15 protein-coding genes are annotated in these 17,695 nt (G+C 58.5%); 6 read left to right on the forward strand and 9 right to left on the reverse strand.

The window, feature by feature from the left end:
* The 9 genes from A1355_RS08510 to A1355_RS08555 all read right to left on the reverse strand — a co-directional run.
* Positions 1-303: PepSY domain-containing protein (locus tag A1355_RS08510; protein ID WP_197471751.1), on the reverse strand; the 303-nt coding region annotated here is incomplete at its 3' end.
* Positions 304-496: 193 nt separating this feature from the next.
* Entirely contained in the window at positions 497-1,177 is a 681-nt protein-coding gene (locus A1355_RS08515) for a c-type cytochrome (protein WP_231883606.1), read from the reverse strand.
* A complete protein-coding gene (locus A1355_RS08520; protein ID WP_064027007.1) occupies positions 1,174-1,764 on the reverse strand; it encodes a peroxiredoxin in 591 nt (196 codons plus the stop codon). Before A1355_RS08520 ends, A1355_RS08515 begins: the two co-directional genes overlap by 4 nt.
* Positions 1,765-1,777: 13 nt before the next feature.
* Positions 1,778-2,167: a hypothetical protein gene (locus tag A1355_RS08525; RefSeq protein ID WP_231883607.1), complete on the reverse strand. Its 390-nt coding sequence runs from the start codon at positions 2,165-2,167 to the stop codon at positions 1,778-1,780.
* A gap of 113 nt (positions 2,168-2,280) precedes the next feature.
* On the reverse strand, positions 2,281-3,744 hold the full coding sequence (locus A1355_RS08530; RefSeq protein WP_064027010.1) for a DUF1501 domain-containing protein: 1,464 nt from the start codon (positions 3,742-3,744) through the stop codon (positions 2,281-2,283).
* A 78-nt stretch (positions 3,745-3,822) separates the two neighbouring features.
* On the reverse strand, positions 3,823-6,168 hold the full coding sequence (locus tag A1355_RS08535) for a DUF1549 and DUF1553 domain-containing protein (RefSeq protein WP_082885448.1): 2,346 nt from the start codon (positions 6,166-6,168) through the stop codon (positions 3,823-3,825).
* Positions 6,169-6,252: 84 nt separating this feature from the next.
* Positions 6,253-6,726, reverse strand: coding sequence for a rhodanese-like domain-containing protein (locus A1355_RS08540; RefSeq protein ID WP_064027013.1), 474 nt, complete (start codon positions 6,724-6,726; stop codon positions 6,253-6,255).
* Between the two features lie 510 nt (positions 6,727-7,236).
* Entirely contained in the window at positions 7,237-8,199 is a 963-nt protein-coding gene (locus A1355_RS08550) for an SMP-30/gluconolactonase/LRE family protein (protein WP_064027018.1), read from the reverse strand.
* Positions 8,200-8,267: 68 nt separating this feature from the next.
* Positions 8,268-11,024 carry a TonB-dependent receptor gene (locus A1355_RS08555; RefSeq protein ID WP_064027020.1) on the reverse strand — a complete coding sequence of 919 codons (2,757 nt, stop codon included), beginning with the start codon at positions 11,022-11,024 and terminating at the stop codon, positions 8,268-8,270.
* Positions 11,025-11,674: 650 nt separating this feature from the next.
* On the opposite strand from A1355_RS08555, the gene chrA reads away from it, so the two are divergent.
* The 6 genes from chrA (at position 11,675) to A1355_RS08585 (ending at position 17,597) form a co-directional block, all read left to right on the forward strand.
* Complete coding sequence (gene chrA / locus A1355_RS08560; RefSeq protein WP_064027022.1) at positions 11,675-13,012, forward strand: chromate efflux transporter; 1,338 nt, start codon at positions 11,675-11,677, stop codon at positions 13,010-13,012.
* A 419-nt stretch (positions 13,013-13,431) separates the two neighbouring features.
* The gene (locus tag A1355_RS08565) at positions 13,432-14,577 is read left to right on the forward strand and encodes a hypothetical protein (RefSeq protein ID WP_157197804.1); all 1,146 of its coding nucleotides are present in this window, start codon (positions 13,432-13,434) and stop codon (positions 14,575-14,577) included.
* A gap of 28 nt (positions 14,578-14,605) precedes the next feature.
* On the forward strand, positions 14,606-14,788 hold the full coding sequence (locus A1355_RS08570; protein ID WP_064027026.1) for a hypothetical protein: 183 nt from the start codon (positions 14,606-14,608) through the stop codon (positions 14,786-14,788).
* A 2-nt stretch (positions 14,789-14,790) separates the two neighbouring features.
* Positions 14,791-15,294 (forward strand): hypothetical protein, encoded by a 504-nt coding sequence (locus A1355_RS08575; RefSeq protein WP_064027028.1) that lies wholly within the window; start codon positions 14,791-14,793, stop codon positions 15,292-15,294.
* 11 nt (positions 15,295-15,305) lie between these two features.
* Positions 15,306-15,881, forward strand: a complete 576-nt coding sequence (locus A1355_RS08580; protein WP_064027030.1) for a HAMP domain-containing protein — start codon at positions 15,306-15,308, stop codon at positions 15,879-15,881.
* Positions 15,882-15,980: 99 nt separating this feature from the next.
* A complete protein-coding gene (locus A1355_RS08585; protein WP_064027032.1) occupies positions 15,981-17,597 on the forward strand; it encodes a methyl-accepting chemotaxis protein in 1,617 nt (538 codons plus the stop codon).
* The last annotated feature ends 98 nt before the right edge of the window (positions 17,598-17,695 follow it).

A 17,695-nucleotide genomic window follows, 5' to 3' on the forward strand; every position in this document is an offset into this window, starting at 1 on the left:
CAGCGCCGGCTCGCCGGCCGGCTTGCCAGGCGCGGCTTCGCCGCCGGCCGGTTTGGCCTTGCGCTGTTCGGCGGCGGCCTGGCGTTGCGCGCCGCTACGTTGCCAGACTTCGCCGACGCTCAGCCAACCGGACTCGGGTTGCAAGACCTCGGCGTGCGCCAGTTGTTGGGCGCGGCTTTGCGCGGTCGGCGTCGAATACATGATCACCAGTCCGGTCGCAAACCAGACGAACATGAACAACGCCAGGACCACGCCCAGCCAGCGGTGGGTTTCGTATAGCAACCAGTTCAACGATTTCTTCATTTTCATCTCCTTGTTATAGAAACTGTCGTAAAAGTCAAAACAGAACCCTCTCCTCGCGGGAGAGGGCAGGGTGAGGGGAGATAAAATCAATGCATTACCTTGCAATCCCCCTCACCCCTCCACCCCTCTTCCGCGAGGCGATGGCCGTTTACGACAGCCTCTGGTCGCGAATAATCGCGGCAATACTCAATCTTTACATCGCCGCCAAATAGGCTGCCAGCCCGTCGATTTCGTCGTAGCTCAATGCGCCGGCAATCCGGTTCATCACCCCGTTCGGGCTATTGCGGCGGTCGCCGGACTTCCAATTGCGCAATTGCGAACGCAGATAAATCAAGCGTTGGCCGCCGAGCAGCGGATAGGCGATGCCGTCGGCGACTCGGCCCTTCCCGGCCGGACCGTGGCAACTGAAGCAGGCCGGAACCTTGCGACTGTCGTCGCCTTGTTCGACCAGTATCTTAACCGCCGATCGCTCTCCGTTCAGAGTGCCGGCCGGCGCCGGGCGCCCGGAAAAATACGCAGCGATATCGACGATGTCGGCCGGCGCCAAATCGGCCGCCATCACCGTCATCGTCTCGTGTTGCCTGGCGCCGGATTGAAAATCCCGCAGCTGTTTGACCAGGTAATCCGCCGGTTGGCCGGCGTGGTTGGGAATCTTGTCGGCGACGCTGATACCCTCGCTGCCGTGGCATTCCTGACAGCGCTCGGTCTCGGAAGTCAGCCGGCCGATGGCGGGATCGCCGGCCCGCTCGGCCGAAGCCTGCGGCGCGGCGGTCAATAGAACCATCGCGCCGAGCGCCAGCCAACGCCGGCCCAAGCGGCGGCGGCGCGGCGCGGCGTTGGCGGCGCGAGGGTTCCGCGCCGACCGGCCGATCACTGATCGGCGTGGCGCTGGCCGGCCAAACGCTCGACGGCGGCCAGCGCTTGCGCGACGTTTTCTTCCGGTTTCAAGCCGCCCAACGTCGCGGCGATCTTGCCGTCCGGCGTCACGACGAAAGTGGTACGTTCGGCGAAACCATGATCGATAGCCTGGCCGCGACTGTCGGTCTTGCCGGGCTGCGGATCGCGTACCGCCAGATCGTAGGCCTTGGAAATCGAGCCGCCGGCATCCGATGCCACCGGAAACTTGCCGGCGCAGAAACTGGGGTCGGCGGAAAATTCGTTGAGACGCTCGATGCTGTCCAACGACACGCCAACAATGGTCGCGCCGGCGGCGGCGAATTTGTCGTGGTTCACGGCAAAGCTGTGCGCCTGGATATTGCAGCCGCCGGTATAGGCGGATGGATAAAAATAAACGACGACCGGACCTTTCTTTAAAGCGTCGCCCAGCGAGTAGGCGAAGGCCTTGCCGGCTTGCGATGCCTGGGTCTCGATGGCCGGAGCCGGGTGGCCTTCGGGTAGCGCGGCCACGGCCGACGCGGACAGCCAAGCCAAGGCCAGGCCGGTCAAAAAAACGGGTTTCATAGTGGATTTCCGGTCAAAGTGGTTTGTACTTGTCGTGGCAGGCGCCGCGACATTGTTTGGAAAAATCGTTGGCGACGCTGGCGGCGCTGTTCAAATCGCCGACGCCCAACGCGTGTTGGATCGATACCGCCTTGTTTTGGTAATCCTGGGCGTCGGCCACCGCATCGGCGGCATCGCCGCGCTTGGCGAAATAGCCTTCCACCAGTTTAAAAGCCTCTTGCAATTGTTTGGTTTCGGCGCTGGCGGTCGCGGTATCCTGCGCTGAAATGTTGTTCTGCACGTTCTGGATCTTGGTTTCGACGTCCTTCATCAATTCCTCGAAGTCGAATTCGGCTTCGGCGAACGCGGCTCCCGGCGCCAGAATCCAGGTCAAGGCCAGTATCCGCAAGGTCTTGCGTATCATGCTAAAAAATCCCCCAATCAAAAAATCCCTGCCGCCCAAACCAGCCGCCACGTGCCCCACACCGGACACGCGGCATTGATCGGCTGGCGTGGCAGCGAACTACGGCGGCGTCCCTAGGCGATCAGCTCCTTAATCACCTTGCCGTAAACCACGGTCGGCCTTTCGGATCGACCTTGATATTTGTAAATCAGCTTCAAGTGGTCCAAACCGAGCTGGTTAAGTACCGTCGCGTGCAGGTCGTAGGTATCGACTTCGGTGCCCTTGATCGCTTGCACGCCCAGATCGTCGGTGCCGCCGTGGGTGTAACCGGCTTTAACGCCGCCGCCCGCCATCCATTGGGTATAACCCCAGGGGTTGTGGTCGCGGCCGTCGCCGGATTCGCTCCACGGCGTGCGGCCGAATTCGGAAGTCCACACCACCAGGGTATCGTCCAACATGCCTTTGGCTTTCAGATCCTTCAGCAGGCCGGCGATCGGTTTGTCGATAATTTTGCTGTGCTTGCTGTGGTTGTCTTCGATGTTTTGGTGAGCGTCCCAGTCTCGGCTGTCGCCTTTGATGTCGGTCGGACCGGACACCACTTGAATGAAGCGCACCCCGCGCTCGGCCAAGCGTCTGGCACGCAGCAGCAATTCGCCGTAAGGTTTGGTGATGTCCTCGTCCAGGCCGTACAACTTTTTGGTGGCTTCGGATTCCTTGCTGAAATCGACGGCTTCCGGCGCGGTTTCCTGCATCCGGTAAGCCAAATCGTAGGATTCGGTGCGGGCTTGCAGTTCGGTATCCGTCGGATAACGGCCGGCATGGGCTTCGTTCAAACGTTTCAACAAATCCAGGGCCTTGCGTTTTTCGGTATCCACGACGTATTGCGGATTGTTCAAATGCAGTATCGGCGAGTTGCCCGGCCGGAACGGCGTGCCTTGGTAAACCGCAGGCAGGAAGCCGGACTCCCAGTTGGTCACGCCGCCGCGCGGCTCGCGCTTGTCGTTGTACAGCACCACGTAAGCCGGCAGGTTGGGGTTGTTGGAACCCAATGCGTATTGAATCCAGGCGCCCAAGGTCGGTCGGCCGGGATTCAAGCCGCCGGTATTCATTTTCATGATCGAAATGTCGTGGGTCGCGCCGATGGTCACACTGGACTTGATGAACGCCAGATCGTCGGCTTGCTCGGCCAGATGGGGCAACCAGTCGGAGAACCAGGCGCCGCTTTGGCCGTGTTGTTTCCAGGTCCGCTTGGTCGCGATCAGTTTGGTGATACCGCCCTGGGTACTGGTCTTGATGCCTTTCAAGTACGATGCCGGAATGCCGGTGCCGGCCAGTTTGACCAATTCCGGTTTGTAATCGTACAAATCCAGCGTGCTGGGCGCGCCGGCCATATGCAGCCAGATCACGGTTTTGGCTTTCGCCGGAAAATGCGGCGCTTTCGGCGCCAGCGGGTTGCCGCCGGTCAGTGCGGTCAGCGCGGCATCTTCGGCCAACGCGCTGGCGATGACGCCGCCGCCGGGCAAAAAGGCGCTAACGGCCAAGCCGCCAAGGCCGTAGCCGGTTTTTACTAAAAAATCACGTCGCGATTTGTTATTCATGGGTAAACCTCTTGATTGTTATTGGTCGGCAAAGGCCCTACGGGGCGCCGGCGGCGCCCCGTAGGTTTGCAGTGATCGTTAGAACCGGTAGATGAATTCGTTGGAATTGGCGACCACGTGTACCAAATCCACGAAGGCGGCAGCCCGCACCGGGTCGCCGATCGGTTTATCCTTGACCCCGGCCGGCACGTTGACTTCGAATTTACCGTTGGCGGCCTTGGCGCGAATCACGCCTTCCTGTTCGTTCAAGAATGCCTGCAACTCTTCTTTTTCCTGGTCGTTCGGCTGGCGGGCAAACAGGATTTGGTAGAGTCTGGCAATCCGTTCTTCTTCGCTCTCGCCGGCCTCGTTGATGACCCGGCCGGCCAACGATTTGGACCAGTCGAAGATCAATTCGCTGTTGTACAGCGTCAAGGCTTGCAATGGCGTGGTGGTCACCTCGCGTTTGCTGTGGGCTTCCTGCGGCGACGCCATGTTGAACGAATCCAAAATCGGATACGGAATGCTGCGGCGGGTGAACACGTACAAGCTGCGGCGGTTATGGTCCTTCTCGTCCTTCGAAGTCCGCCACATTTTGTCGTTGAAATTGGCGTTGTTGACCCCGTAGTTGGTGTTGATCGCCGACGGTAGCGGCGGATATACGCTCGGACCGCCGACCTTGTCCTCCAGCTTGCCGGAAGCAACCAGCAGCGAATCCCGCACTTGCTCGGCTTCCAAACGCTGTCTGGGGAATACCGCCAGCAACTGGTTTTCGGCATCGGCCTGGTGCACGTCTTCGCGGTAATCGGACGACTGCCGATAGACGCTGGACAACAGAATCTCGCGATGCAATTTCTTGACGCTCCAGCCGTCCTTGACGAATTTGTCGGCCAGATAATCCAGCAGTTCCGGGTTGATCGGTTTTTCGCCGGCCTTGCCGAAATCGCTGACGGTGGCGACGATGCCCTTGCCGAAATACTGGTCCCAAACCCGATTCACGTAAACGCGGGCGGTCAGCGGATTGGTCGGACTGGTGATCCATTTCACCAAGGCCGAGCGACGGCCGGACGAGAACGGCAACGGTTTGATGTCCGGTTGTTCGTCGGTAATCGCCGCCGGGAAGGCCGGTTGCACCTGTTCCAACGGTTTCTCATGGTCGCCGACCGCAAACACGAAGCTGGGCGGCGCGTCCGGATGGCCCAGCTCGGTCATCGCCGAAATTTCATTCGAGAACGTCGCCGGTTTCAAGTCGTCGAATTTACGCAATTCCTTGTTCAGCTTCTCCAATTCGGCCCATTGCTCGGCAATCTTCGGATCGCGGGTTTTAGCGTCGGTACTTTCGCCTTTTTCCTGGAAGTAGGATTGCATGCTGGCTTCGTCGGTGACGTTAGCCAAGCGATGATTGACCCAGCGGTCCTGGGCGGTCCATTTTTCCTTGGGTTTGAAAATCGCGTCGCGCGAGTCGGTCAGATAACGTTCCTTGTGATACTTGAGCGCCTCTTCCCGATGGGTATCGATAATCGCTTTTTGCTTGGCGCGAATATCCTTGGTGGCTTCCTGCCACTTGGCGTATTGCTGGTCGTAAGCCACTTCGATCGGACCTTTCTTAGCCGGGATGTTGTCCACCGGCGCCACGTTGGCGAAGAAGGACTGGAACGAGAAATAGTCTTTCTGACTGATCTTGTCGAATTTGTGGTTGTGGCAACGGGCGCATTCCAAGGTTTGACCCAACACCACTTTCCCGACCGTATCGGTAATATCGGTGGTGATTTGGTATTTACGTTGCACCAAGTCGCGCGAGTTGGAGTTGTCCGGGAATTGCGCCATGAAGCCGGTCGCGATCAGGGCTTGCTCGTCGCCGGGCCACAATTCGTCGCCGGCCAACTGCTCCTGAATGAAGCGGCTGTAGGGCTTATCCTGATTGAAGGAATTGACCACGTAGTCGCGATAGCGCCAGTTGTTCAAGCGGTCGTTGTCGTTCTGAAAACCGGTACTGTCGGCGTAACGCGCCAAATCCAGCCATTTGCGGCCTTGGCGTTCGCCATACTTGGGCGATGCCAACAGGCGGTCCACCAGCTTTTCGTAGGCATTCGCGGATTCGTCGTTGACGAAGGCGTCCACGTCTTCCGGGCTGGGAATGATGCCCCACACGTCCAGCGTGGCCCGGCGGATAAAAGCGGCGCGATCGGTGTCCGGCGACGGCGTCAGGCCTTTTTCTTCCTGTTTGGCGAGGATGAAGGCATCGATCGGCGTCCTGACCCAATCCTGATGCTGGACCGCCGGCGTTGCCGGCGCCTTGACCGGTTGATACGACCATAATTTCGCCTTGCCCTGCGCCGCCGGAACGGCATCGCCGGCGGATTTTTCGTCGGCCCCACCGGCCTCGCCCACAATCGCCACGGACAAGGCCCAGGCGATTGCGATCGTTAATTTTTTCTTATTCATTTCACCACTCCAAAAACTCAAGCACCGGAAGGCCCCGTGCGGATGAACGCGAACCGCCGCCCATCCGGCGATCCGCGGTTACGATCAATTGGTTTTAGGTTTGGGAGGCACGATCTTGACGATCTTGCCGCCCTCTTCCTCGTAATTTTGCGAACCGACCGCGCCGACCACCTTGAAGCCTTTCGTAGCCAGCAAATCGGCGATCTTGCCGGCGCGGCCGGCGTGGTTGGATACCGTGACGATAGACCTGTCCTTGGGAATGAAGGGCAACGCCGCCTCGATACCGTCGACCTGTACGTTCAGATACACTGGAAACGAGCCGATCTTGCTGATTTCGTCCGGGCGGCGAGTGTCGATGAACAGCAATTCGCTCGGTTTAGCCAATAACGCATCCACTTGGGCGCGATTCAGCTTGGGGGTTTTGTACTCGTAAGGTCTGGGCGCTTGCGCCGCCGGTTTGGCGTCGGCGTGAACGTGGGCGTCTTTCTCGGCCGCCGATGCGAAGACCGGCGCGGTCAGCAGCATCGCCAACAAAACTAATGACAGAGGTTGTTTCATATTCGGGTTTTCTCGTTTCATTTTTTGAACAAGCGTCGTTCGACGCGGCAAGGGTTAACTCATTAGCAATATGGCAAGTAGCATGCCAACCGAAAACGCCCAGCCAAAAACAACACAACCAACTGTTTTAAAAGGATTTTAATAAACGAAATCGCCAGCGCGACCGCAACTCCCACCGGAAACCGCCAAGGGCTGATGAATTTGCAGCACCCCTGCAACAGGCTGTGCTGCTCGGCTAGCATCCCAAAATGCTCGCCGCCGAAGCCAAGCGACGGGCAAAAAAAACGGGCCGAGGAAATTCCTCGTCCCGTTAAGAGGCCACCACGATGCCTAAATCGATAAACCAAACCTCATGTGCTCTGGGCGCGCTTTTGCGGAAATTGAAGGCGCTGTCGATCGCGGCTAAAGCCGTGCGTACAAACCAGATGGCTTTTCCGGACGATCAAGTCCAAACCGCTGTAACGCGCGGTTTCCGCTCCAGCCGCCTGGCATTTCGTATTCCGCTCGCTATTATTTGGGCCGGCTGGAAATGCCCTTGGTCAATAACGGCACCTTGTACGCGGCGCCGCGACCGACGACGTACAAGGTACTTTTGTTGATGCCGGCGAAGGCCAAATTCTGCGGCTTTTTCGGCACCGGGATCGTACCCAGCGCTTCGCCCTTGGCACTTAACACCTCAACGCCGGCATTCGAAGCCACGAACAGCCGGCCTTCATCATCCAGCGCCAAACCGTCCGCGCCGCTGGACCACGTGCCGTCCTCGCCTTTTTGCCAGCCTTCCAGCTTGGAAAAATTGCGGCGGTTGGCAAGCGAGCCGTCGGCGGCGATGTCGTAAGCCAGAATGTGCTCGCCCTGAGTATTGGCGACGTACAAGGTTTTTTCGTCCTTGCTGAGCTGAATGCCGTTGGGCCGCTCGATGTCGTTGGCCAGTTGCTTGAGCTCGCCGGTCGGGCTGATATAAAACACGCCGGGATGCGACGGTTCCGGATTGGGATTTTCCTTGGTCGGCCGGGTGCCGCTATCGGTGAAATAAATACCGCCGTTGCCGGCGCGTACCAAGTCGTTGGGCCGTTGAAATTTAACGCCCTGGTAATCCTTGGCCAGCACGGTTTTTTCCTTGACCGGATAGACTGTGCCGACCTGGGTATCCTTGGTTTGCACGGCGATGATCTTGCCGTCCGGAGTCAGGGCCAAGCCGTTGGCGCCGTTGGAATTCTCCAAAAAGGTCGACACTTGATCGTCCGGCCCGATGCGCACGATTTTGTTGGCATTGGTCTCGGTGAACAGCAAGCTGCCGTCGCTATAGCCTATCGGACCTTCGGTGCCGTTGAAGCCATCCTTAATCAATTCCAGCACCACGCCGCCGGCCGCGACGCCCGGAATCGCCGGCGTGACCGGATCGTCGGCGCGCGCGGCGCCGGCCGCCAACAAAGCGCTGATACTCAACAACAAGGTCGAATACTTGACTGACATAAAACTCCTCTATCGATATGAGTGAAACATCCGGCCACGCGACCGTTAAGCCGCCCGGCCGGCTCGCATTAAAATTTGGCCCGGAAATGCACGCCGTAATACCGCGCGTCCCCAAAAGAGGCACTTGCGGCGCTGGTACTCGAATAGTTTCCGGCGTTCGTAAAATAAATCGTGTCGAAAATGTTGCGACCCACCAAGTCCAAGTTATATTTGCCGTTCTTGGTGCCGATACCGATACCGCCGTCGGTGACGTGGTAGGCCGCCTGTTTGCCGTACACCGACAGACTGGCGTTGTAATTAGCCGCCGATTTATAGCTGTCGATCAAATAGGCATGCCATTGCAAGCCGTAGTCGTTACCCAAGCCGAAAGTCAACGGCGCGCGGTAGTCCACACCGTAGTTGGCGGTGAAGGTCGGCGCATTCGGCAAGGTCCGTCCGGTTTGGTCGCAAATCACCGAATTTGCTTCCGGCGGACACGGGGCGTTGGCAAAGTCGGTATAAATCGCCCTATTGAATGATCCGTTCAGGAACACGCTCAAGCCCGGTGTAATATCGTAGTTGGTCTCCAATTCGATACCGCGCAATTGGATGCCCTTGATGTTACCCAAGGTCGTTCGGTTACCGGTGGTGCATCCGTCCACGCCAATCGTGCAGGGAATAACCAATTGCGATTGGAAACCTTCGATGTCGGTTTGGTAGAAGTTGACGTTGGCCACCAGCTTGCGATCCAGCCAAGTGCTCTTGATGCCGAATTCGTAATCCATCACGTTCTCCGGATTGACGTTTTCTACCTTACCCGTGTTCAAGTTAAATTGTGCCGCGCCGGATTTGTTGCCGCCCGATACCGAGCCATAAACCATCAGATCCTTGTTGATTTTGTAGCTGGGATTGACCAGCCAGTTTTGCGAGTTTTGGTCGAATCCTTGGCGCGGCGCATCCCACTCGGTTCCCAAACGGCCACTCCGAACCGCCTTGGCGGCAGCAATCTGATTTGCCGAAGCGCCGATTTGGGCGCCGAGCACGTCTAAGTCGACTCCGCCAATCGGATGGCTCCAACCGGTGTTTTCCCGCCGTTCAAAGGTATCCCGCAAACCCACGGTCAATGTCGCGTCGTCCGTCACATGCCAGTTGACCTGCCCATACGCCGCGTAACTGTCGGTCGCGGGCACAACGCTTTGCCGGTACATAACGTTGTTAAGGGACGCCAGCATCATTTGCCGCCCGATCGCATTGCTGTTCAAGGTTGAGTATTGCGAGTTGCTAGCATAAAAAGCCCCGGCGTCACTCCCGAACAAACGCTGGTTAAACGTGTCCGCAATGGTGCGCATCGCAAACACGCCGGCCTGATAATCGATCGGCCCTTTCTCCTTCGAGCTTATGCGCAGTTCCTGAGACCATTGTTCGTTTTTTACGGTCCAACCGCTAATACGCTCAATGTCGGCGGTACTGCTCTCTCCGTCGTGATTCGGTTCAAACAAGGCGTCGCGCCAAGCGGTAATCGATGTAAAGCGATGCCCCAGGGCGTCGTAGTTGATTTCCGCGGACACGCCCGAACCGTCACCGCGCGATTGACGGCGCTCATTGTTCGCCATCGCTCGCGGATCTCCGATGATCGCTAAAGGTTGACCATTGCTGCGCACCGGGTCAAACCGGTTTCGAGCCAAGCGGGTGCTAAACGTCGTCCCCCTAGAAGCGCCGTTTGCGAAAGTTGACGGATCGGCGATTAGCGGCTGTACGCTCATGGTTTGGGTAGACGCGGTTTTATCGACGATGACTTTCGCACTCAACACGTCGCTGGGCGTCAACAAAAATTGCAAGCGCCCGCCCAACGCATTGGTTTCACCGAGATCGCCCTCGCTACGGTGAATGTCGTAATTTTTGATGTAACCGTCGCGCTTGTCGATAAAACCGCTTGCCCGGTACGCCAACAGCCCAGGCAGTATCGTACCGGTGGCGCCGAACTTGCCTTGCAAGGTATCGCGGTCGCCGGCAAAGCCGTCAACGTAGTAACTGTCCTTGAACGACGGCGCCTTGGTGGTGATGTTCAGCAAACCCAGGTTGCTGTTCTTGCCTTGCAGAGTGCCTTGGGGGCCGCGCAACACCTCGACCTGATCCAGGTCGGCGAAGTTGGCCCATGCCGAGCCGACCCAAGCCCGCCAGACGTTGTCCACCATCACGCCGACGCTGGACTCCATCGATTCGTTGCCGCTGTTTTTCCCCAAACCGCGCAGGGCAATACTGGTTTGCCTGGCATTGGCGGACGTGACGCCCAGGTTGGGCGCGCGACGGGAGAAATCCTGCACCGACACTACGTTGTCGCGCTCCAGGGTTTCCCGGTTGATGACCGCGATCGGAATCGGCACTTCCTGCAATTTCTCTTCCTTGCGCCGCGCGGTGACCGAGATTTCGGACAAATTCTTCGGCTTTTCCTCTTCGACGACCGGTTCGGGCTCGGCCGCCGCCAACGCGGCCGCTTCGGTAGCCGCGCCAACTTCCGAGGCAACGCCGCTGGTGGCAGCCGAACCGGCTGCGACGCTCGCGGCATTTTTCCGCAGCAAATCCTGTTCGCGGCGTTTGGACGCTTCCAATTCCGCGGTCAGTCTGGCTACTTTCTCTTCCAAATCGGACACCGATTTGTCGGGCGCGGCGACTTTTTTGACCGACTTTTTCGGCGGCGCGGCGTCGGCGTCCGAGACGACCATCAGCGGCGCCCCCGCTAATGCCAAGCTCACGCAAGCCGACAAGGTGTTGCGACCTAAAGTTTTGGGAACGCCGGCCCGAAGGCCGACACCTGGCGCATCGGCGCTATCTAAGTACTGTTTCACTGTCTCACCCAGTCGAATGTCAATTTCGAAAATTCGAACCGGTTTGCCCGGCCGACAGCGTCGGCGCGCAAACCGGCCTAAGCCCTGTAGTGCAACCGATATGCCATGAATGCGGTTAGCGACCGACGCCAACCGCACCAGCCTCGATAAACAATTGATTTCTATTGGTTAAAGACAGAAAATCCCGTCAAACTCCGCGAGTAAAGACACTGCCGGAAAGCGGGGCACGGCGATCGCCTGCTGACTGCGAGCCAGCAACTGCTGACTCGCTGCCTAATCAGCAACAGCCGGTCGTCACGGTGTTGCTGTATCCGCAAAGCGGACTGGGATCGGCTTGCCGAGCGGGCGCCGATTCGAGGTAGGATGGCGGACGCGCGTAGCGAGAGAGTGGCTGGAGTGCGGTTTACCGATCGACGAATCCGTGACCGTCGTCCATCGCTGCTGAAGCCGCTTCAGTGTTTCGTCGGCGCGCCGGGGGGGAATTGTTGGACAGGCGGCTATTCTTTCATGGTTTTAGCGAGTACCACGCTTGGCCTCGTTCGCTTCCGCTCCGCACCGAACCGGATGCCACGAACTCGCCCCAGCCGCGATCTTTAGTGCTGATAGAGCGTCAACGATGTTCGGCCAACAACTATTTCGGGAAATTGAATATGCCACCAACCCTGCCCCCGCCGCACCCCAGTTTTAGCGAAGCCTGCCGATTCTGGCTAAAGCTGGGCTTGATCAGCTTCGGCGGCCCGGCCGGACAGATCGCGATCATGCACCGGGAACTGGTCGAGCGGCGCCGCTGGATCAGCGAGCGCCGCTTTCTGCACGCGCTGAACTTTTGCATGGTATTGCCGGGGCCGGAGGCCCAGCAACTGGCAACCTATCTGGGTTGGCTGCTGCATAAAACGCCTGGGGCATTGGTCGCCGGTAGTCTGTTCTTTCTACCGGCCATGTTGATGCTGATCGTTCTGGGCTGGTTGTATTTGAGTTTCGGCGATCTGTCGGCGGTGACTGCTTTGCTTTACGGCGTCAAGCCTGCGGTCACCGCGATCGTCTGGTTTGCTGCTTACCGGATCGGTTCGCGGATTTTGCAAAACCGCTGGCTAGCGGCACTGGCCGCCGCCGCGTTCGGCGCGATCTTTTTGCTGCGGGCACCGTTTCCTTTGATCCTAATCGGCGCTGCGCTGATCGGCGCGGTAGGCAGCAAACTCGCTCCGCAGGTCTTCGCGGTCGGCGGCGGTCGCGGCAAACCCCGCGCCGATTTCGGTCCGGCGCTGATCGACGACGCGACACCGATACCGACGCACGCGCTTTTCAGTTGGCCGCGCCTGGTTAAACTGTCGGCGGTCGGCGGTTTACTGTGGGCCGGCGCGTTGGGGCTGCTGTGGTTACTATTCGGCTGGAACGGCGCGCTGACGCAAATGGGCTGGTTCTTTACCAAAGCCGCGTTGCTGACTTTCGGCGGCGCCTATGCGGTTCTACCCTATGTGTATCAGGGCGCGGTCGAGGAGTTTCGCTGGCTGAGCGCTCAACAAATGATGGACGCGCTGGCACTCGGCGAAACCACGCCGGGACCGCTGATCATGGTCAATACCTTTGTCGGCTTCGTGGCTGGTTGGGGCCAGGCGCTATTCGGACCGGAACGCTTGTTCGCGGCTGGCGCGCTGGCGGCGACCGTCGTTACCTACTTTACCTTTCTGCCCAGTTTTTTGTTCATCCTGGCCGGCGGGCCACTGATCGAAACCAGCCACGGCAATGTCGGATTCACGGCGCCGCTAACGGCGGTCACCGCCGCCGTGGTCGGCGTCATCGTAGACTTGGCGGTATTTTTCGCCTACCACGTCGGCTGGCCGAACGGCTGGGACGGCCCTATCGACGGCTTTGCGGTATCACTGAGTGCGGCTTCACTACTGGCGCTCGGCCGATACCGCCTGGGCGTCATCCCGGTTATTGTCGCGGCGGCGCTGCTGGGTGCCGGATGGCGATGCCTGAGGGGCTGAATCCGGCCTGTCCTCTTCGCTTTCAGCTAAACGCTTAGCGACTTCAAACAAACCCGGCCCGCACGGCCCAATCTCCAAGCCAGCATCACGCCAGCGCATTACAGCCAGAAAGGTGGCGCCGATTGGCCGGCGAGCCTCGTCGACACTAGTGTTCCCAATCGCCGGATATGCGCGAGTGTCTTGCCAACGCGCTTGGCTTGTCAAAACCGGCGGAAAACCGACTAACGCCTAAAAAAATCCGCAACTAGGAGGATTTCCTAAATTCACCGAGACTAAGCATGCGTGCGGCTCAAGTCACGCGAATTTTTGCGCACATTTTCCCTGCAAATCACTTGGTTGTATTCACAAAAAAACCGACTAGGCTGATTTTCGACATGACAGTCCGGTTAATTTCCAAACTCAGATATTCAAACCTGTATATGCGTCGAAGTTTATCGTTGTTATCGGTGGTAGTACTCAACGCCGCGCCCACATCGGCCATCGCGGCTCCAGCCGATGACGAGCACATCCGCCGAATTGTGCAGACCATGCTCAAGGAAAAAGATCAAAAGATCGAACAACTCGAGGCTCGCATTAAGCAACTCGAGCAAGAACGCGCGCCGCCGGTCGCCACCGCACCAGGGCAACCAGTGCCGCCCCCCCCGGTTGCGGCCGCTAAGCCGGCTCCCGCCGGCGACGATGGCTCGGTTGCCCGCAAGTTGCAAGCTTTGGATAAAAAAGTCAGCGAACTCCGCCAAGCCGCATCGGCCAGCGGCCTGGAAATCAGCGGATTTTTCGACATCAACGCCAAGACCGGCAATTCCACCGACCAGACCTTTAGCGTCGGCTCGGTGGAACTGGATTTGGATTATGTGCACGACGACCATTTCGGTGCCAGCTCGGCCTTGGTGCTGTGCGGCAATTCGTCGAATGCCGATTACGGCGCGCCGGGCGCGATTTTTTGCGGTAACAGCGGCCCAGGTGCATTGAGCGGCGGCAGTACGATGGCCGGCATCGCCGTCGCGTTGGTCGACTACCATTTATTTAACGACCGCATCCCTCCGCGCGGCCGTATCTTCAACAACAAGGGTCTGCATATTCAAGCCGGCCGTTTCGACTTGCCCTTCGGTAACGATTACCAAAACTTCGCCAACAAGGACCGGATCACCGTGACCGCGCCGCTGACTACCTCGCGCATGCAGTTGGGCGGTTACAACTCAGACGGCGTTCGGTCCTACGGCGCCTGGGACGGGTTCAATTATTCGGTGTTCTGGACCGATGCGTTGTACGCCAACGACGGTCACGCGATCGGTGGGCGCTTGGGTCTGGCCTTGGGGCAAAATACCTACAAAATCCACAGCGCCAACCCGGAAGGCATCGAACTCGGCGTATCCCACCTTAGCGAACTCGACGGCGAAAATCGCATCCGCAACACCGTTTACGGTGCGGATTTGAGCGTAGGCTACGGTCCGTGGCGTTTGCAAAACGAATTCATGCTGCTGAATGCTCATCAACAGGTATTTTTGGATAGCGGCGGCAACATCGTGCCCAATCAAGCAGCCGGTCACGCTGTTTGCCCGCTATAGCCGCTGGCAGCCGTCGCAAGACCTGGCTTTGGATTTCGACGGCAGTACCGTCGCCGTCAACGATTTGTCGATGCTGACGCTGGGCTTCAATTACAAATTCAGCGATCACTTGCGGATCAAGTTCGAGTACGACGATTCGTTGGGCACTCGCACCTACGAGCGTTACTTCGACCGCCGCCTGGGTATCGCCCAAATCGTGATGTCTTTCTAGCCATGAAAAAGCGTCTTATACAAAGTTTGGTAGTTGGCGGCAGCCTAGCGATGCTGCTGTTCGTCGGCGGCGCCCGTACCGCCGCCGAAAATCCGCACGAAATCTCCCGGCAAACGCCGCAATCCGGTTGCGGCGAATGTCATAACACCGCCGCCGACATCAAGGATGACGGGATACTCACCACCAAGAATCACACGGTGGATCTGGCGGCTTTCGCCAAGGACGGGGTGGCGATGTGTTCCTCTTGCCACAACCCTAATCAAGGCCATAAAGTCGGTTTGAACATCGATTTCCCGGTACCGGCCGACCTGCCTCTGAACGAAGAACACGATATGACTTGCCTGACCTGCCATTACACCCACGGCAGGTTGGACAGCGATCGGCCGCAAGCCAGTCACAGTTTCATGGACAAGCTGATGAACGCCGAACGCTTGAAAAAAAGCTTTTTACTGCGCCGCAACAATAGCGACGGCGAGCTTTGCCTAACCTGTCACAACGTCAACTAAGGTTTCCGAAAATGAACAACACCGAATCCAAACGCAGCCGCGTTTTCATTAAAAAAGCGTTCCAGGGTCGATTCATCCTCGGCGTGTTCGCGCTGATATTGTTGGCCGGCCTATGCTCGGCGCTGCTGATTTACTGGATGACCGGCGGCGATTTGCAGGCACAAGCGCAATCGGCGCACGTCAGTATCGTCAACGCTGCCGAGCGCCTGGGCGTATCGATTTTGATCGGCAACGTGGTGGCTATTTTGCTGGCCGGCGGGATTGCGGTCGGTGGCGTGCTGTACGCGTCGCACAAGATCGCGGGGCCGTTGTACCGGTTCGAGACCTTGTGCCGGGAAGTCGGCGACGGCAATCTGGACACCGTCACTCAGCTGAGGGAAAACGATCAATTGCAGGAACTGGCCGGCGCGTTCAGCGACATGGTCGGTAAACTGCGCGGCAGCCGTGAACGGCGCCTGCATCTGATTGCCGAGCAACGCCGGCAAATCGAGCGCTGCGTCGCGGAAAACCCAGAAACTTTGTCGAAAAGCCAGCAAGACGCCCTCTCCTCGCTGGCAAAGTTGGCCGACGAATTGGAAAAATTATAAGTCGTATGCGGCCGGCCTTCAGCAATCGGCTACCTTCGAGCTCGCCACGCGCCGAAACAACCCGTTTAACACATTCCAAATCAAGCGCTTACCCACTCAATGTTTAAATCGACCTCCATTAAATCGTATCTGATCGCCATCGCCTCGATACTGGCCTTAGCCAATCTGCTGTTCGTGGTTTCGCTGTGGCAGGCCTTTCAATCGATCGATCGCACGCTGGCGGAAGCCACCCGCAAGCAAGACGTGTCCGACGCGTTGTCGCACGTTCGCTTTCATGTCGTGCAAATCCAGCAATTTCTGACCGACGTCGGCGCGACCCATTCCGACGACGGCTTCGCCGAGGCCAAGCACAATCTAAGCTCGGCCCTGGAGAATTTGGAAAAAGCCCGTCAAATCGAACCCAATCTGGCGCCGCAAATCGACGTATTGAAAGAGCATGTCCAGAACATGCACGATACCGGCGTCAAAATGGGTTGGGACTACATCAAGTTCGGCAACGAAGCCGGCACCGCCACGATGAAGGCCGCTGGCACGGGGCTGGACGACTCGGCCGCCCGCCTGACCGAAAAACTGCAAACCCTGAGCACCCAGATAGACGACGAAGTGGCCCGCTCCAAACAGTTGCTCGGCCAAACGCTGACCGACTACGGAACCACCCGCATCGCGTTTTCGATCGCCTTGCTGATGTTCGTCGTGATCTGCTTGTTGATGCTCTATTTTAAAATCGAGCCGCCGCTGACCGCATTGCGGCAGTCGTTGCAAGCCCTGAAACAAGGCGGCGGCGACCTGACCCGGCGCATTCCCTATGACGGCAAGGACGAGATCGGAACGATTGTAAATCTGTTCAACGAGTTTTTAACGACGCTGCACGCTATGATGCGGCAAGTCGCGATAGAATCCGAACAACTCACCGGCTCGTCGAGCCGACTGAGCCAATTGGCCGAACGGGTACAACTCGACATGGTCAAACAGCAACAGGGTACCGATCAGGTGGCTACCACGGTGACCGAACTGTCATCGACCGCCGCCGAAGTGTCCCGCAACACCGGCAGCGCCGCCCAAGCCGCGCAAAGAAGCAGCGCCGACGCCAATAACGGCAAGCGCGTGGTTACCGAAACCGTGCAGGCCATTCATGCGCTGTCGGCCTACATCGACAGTGCCAACCATGTGATCGGCAACGTCGAGCAAGACTGCGTCAACGTCAGTTCGGTGTTGGATGTGATTCAGGGCATCGCCGACCAGACCAATCTACTGGCGCTGAACGCGGCGATCGAAGCCGCCAGGGCCGGCGAGCAAGGACGCGGCTTCGCGGTGGTCGCCGATGAAGTCCGCACCCTGGCCAGCCGCACTCAGGCTTCGACGCACGAAATTCAGGCGATGATAGAACGCTTGCAAACCGGCTCCAGGGAAGCGGTCAAAGCCATGTTCGACAGTCAAAACCAAGCCAAGCAAACCGTCACCGTCATCGAAAACACCGGCGTATTGCTGGACAATATTTCCGGGATGGCCGAGCAAATCTCGGAAATGAACGCCCACATCTCCAACGCGGTCCGCGAACAAACCCTGGTCGTCGACCACATTAATCAAAACGTGATCGCGATCAACGAAGTCACCGCCAATACCGCCGACGACGCCAAGCAAACCGCCGGCGAGGCCAGTACCCTGCAGCAGATTTCCGGCAACCTGCGCACCACGATTTCGCAGTTCAAGCTGTAACGGCTTGCCGGCCGGCGGCCTGGTTTACTCCAACTTCATCCAGCGCAGCCGGTTGGCGTTGCTGACCACGGTGACCGACGACATCGCCATCGCCGCGC

Origin of the sequence: Methylomonas koyamae (assembly GCF_001644025.1) — a bacterium.
GTDB classification, from domain to species: Bacteria; Pseudomonadota; Gammaproteobacteria; order Methylococcales; family Methylomonadaceae; genus Methylomonas; species Methylomonas koyamae_A.

Bases quoted from the DNA above. Each gene is read 5' to 3' on its own strand.
- A1355_RS08520 (WP_064027007.1), bottom strand. From the start codon at position 1,764: ATGAAACCCGTTTTTTTGACCGGCCTGGCCTTGGCTTGGCTGTCCGCG.
- A1355_RS08525 (WP_231883607.1), bottom strand. From the start codon at position 2,167: ATGATACGCAAGACCTTGCGGATACTGGCCTTGACCTGGATTCTGGCG.
- A1355_RS08530 (WP_064027010.1), bottom strand. From the start codon at position 3,744: ATGAATAACAAATCGCGACGTGATTTTTTAGTAAAAACCGGCTACGGC.
- A1355_RS08535 (WP_082885448.1), bottom strand. From the start codon at position 6,168: ATGAATAAGAAAAAATTAACGATCGCAATCGCCTGGGCCTTGTCCGTG.
- A1355_RS08540 (WP_064027013.1), bottom strand. From the start codon at position 6,726: ATGAAACAACCTCTGTCATTAGTTTTGTTGGCGATGCTGCTGACCGCG.
- A1355_RS08550 (WP_064027018.1), bottom strand. From the start codon at position 8,199: ATGTCAGTCAAGTATTCGACCTTGTTGTTGAGTATCAGCGCTTTGTTG.
- chrA (WP_064027022.1), top strand. From the start codon at position 11,675: ATGCCACCAACCCTGCCCCCGCCGCACCCCAGTTTTAGCGAAGCCTGC.
- A1355_RS08565 (WP_157197804.1), top strand. From the start codon at position 13,432: ATGCGTCGAAGTTTATCGTTGTTATCGGTGGTAGTACTCAACGCCGCG.
- A1355_RS08575 (WP_064027028.1), top strand. From the start codon at position 14,791: ATGAAAAAGCGTCTTATACAAAGTTTGGTAGTTGGCGGCAGCCTAGCG.
- A1355_RS08580 (WP_064027030.1), top strand. From the start codon at position 15,306: ATGAACAACACCGAATCCAAACGCAGCCGCGTTTTCATTAAAAAAGCG.
- A1355_RS08585 (WP_064027032.1), top strand. From the start codon at position 15,981: ATGTTTAAATCGACCTCCATTAAATCGTATCTGATCGCCATCGCCTCG.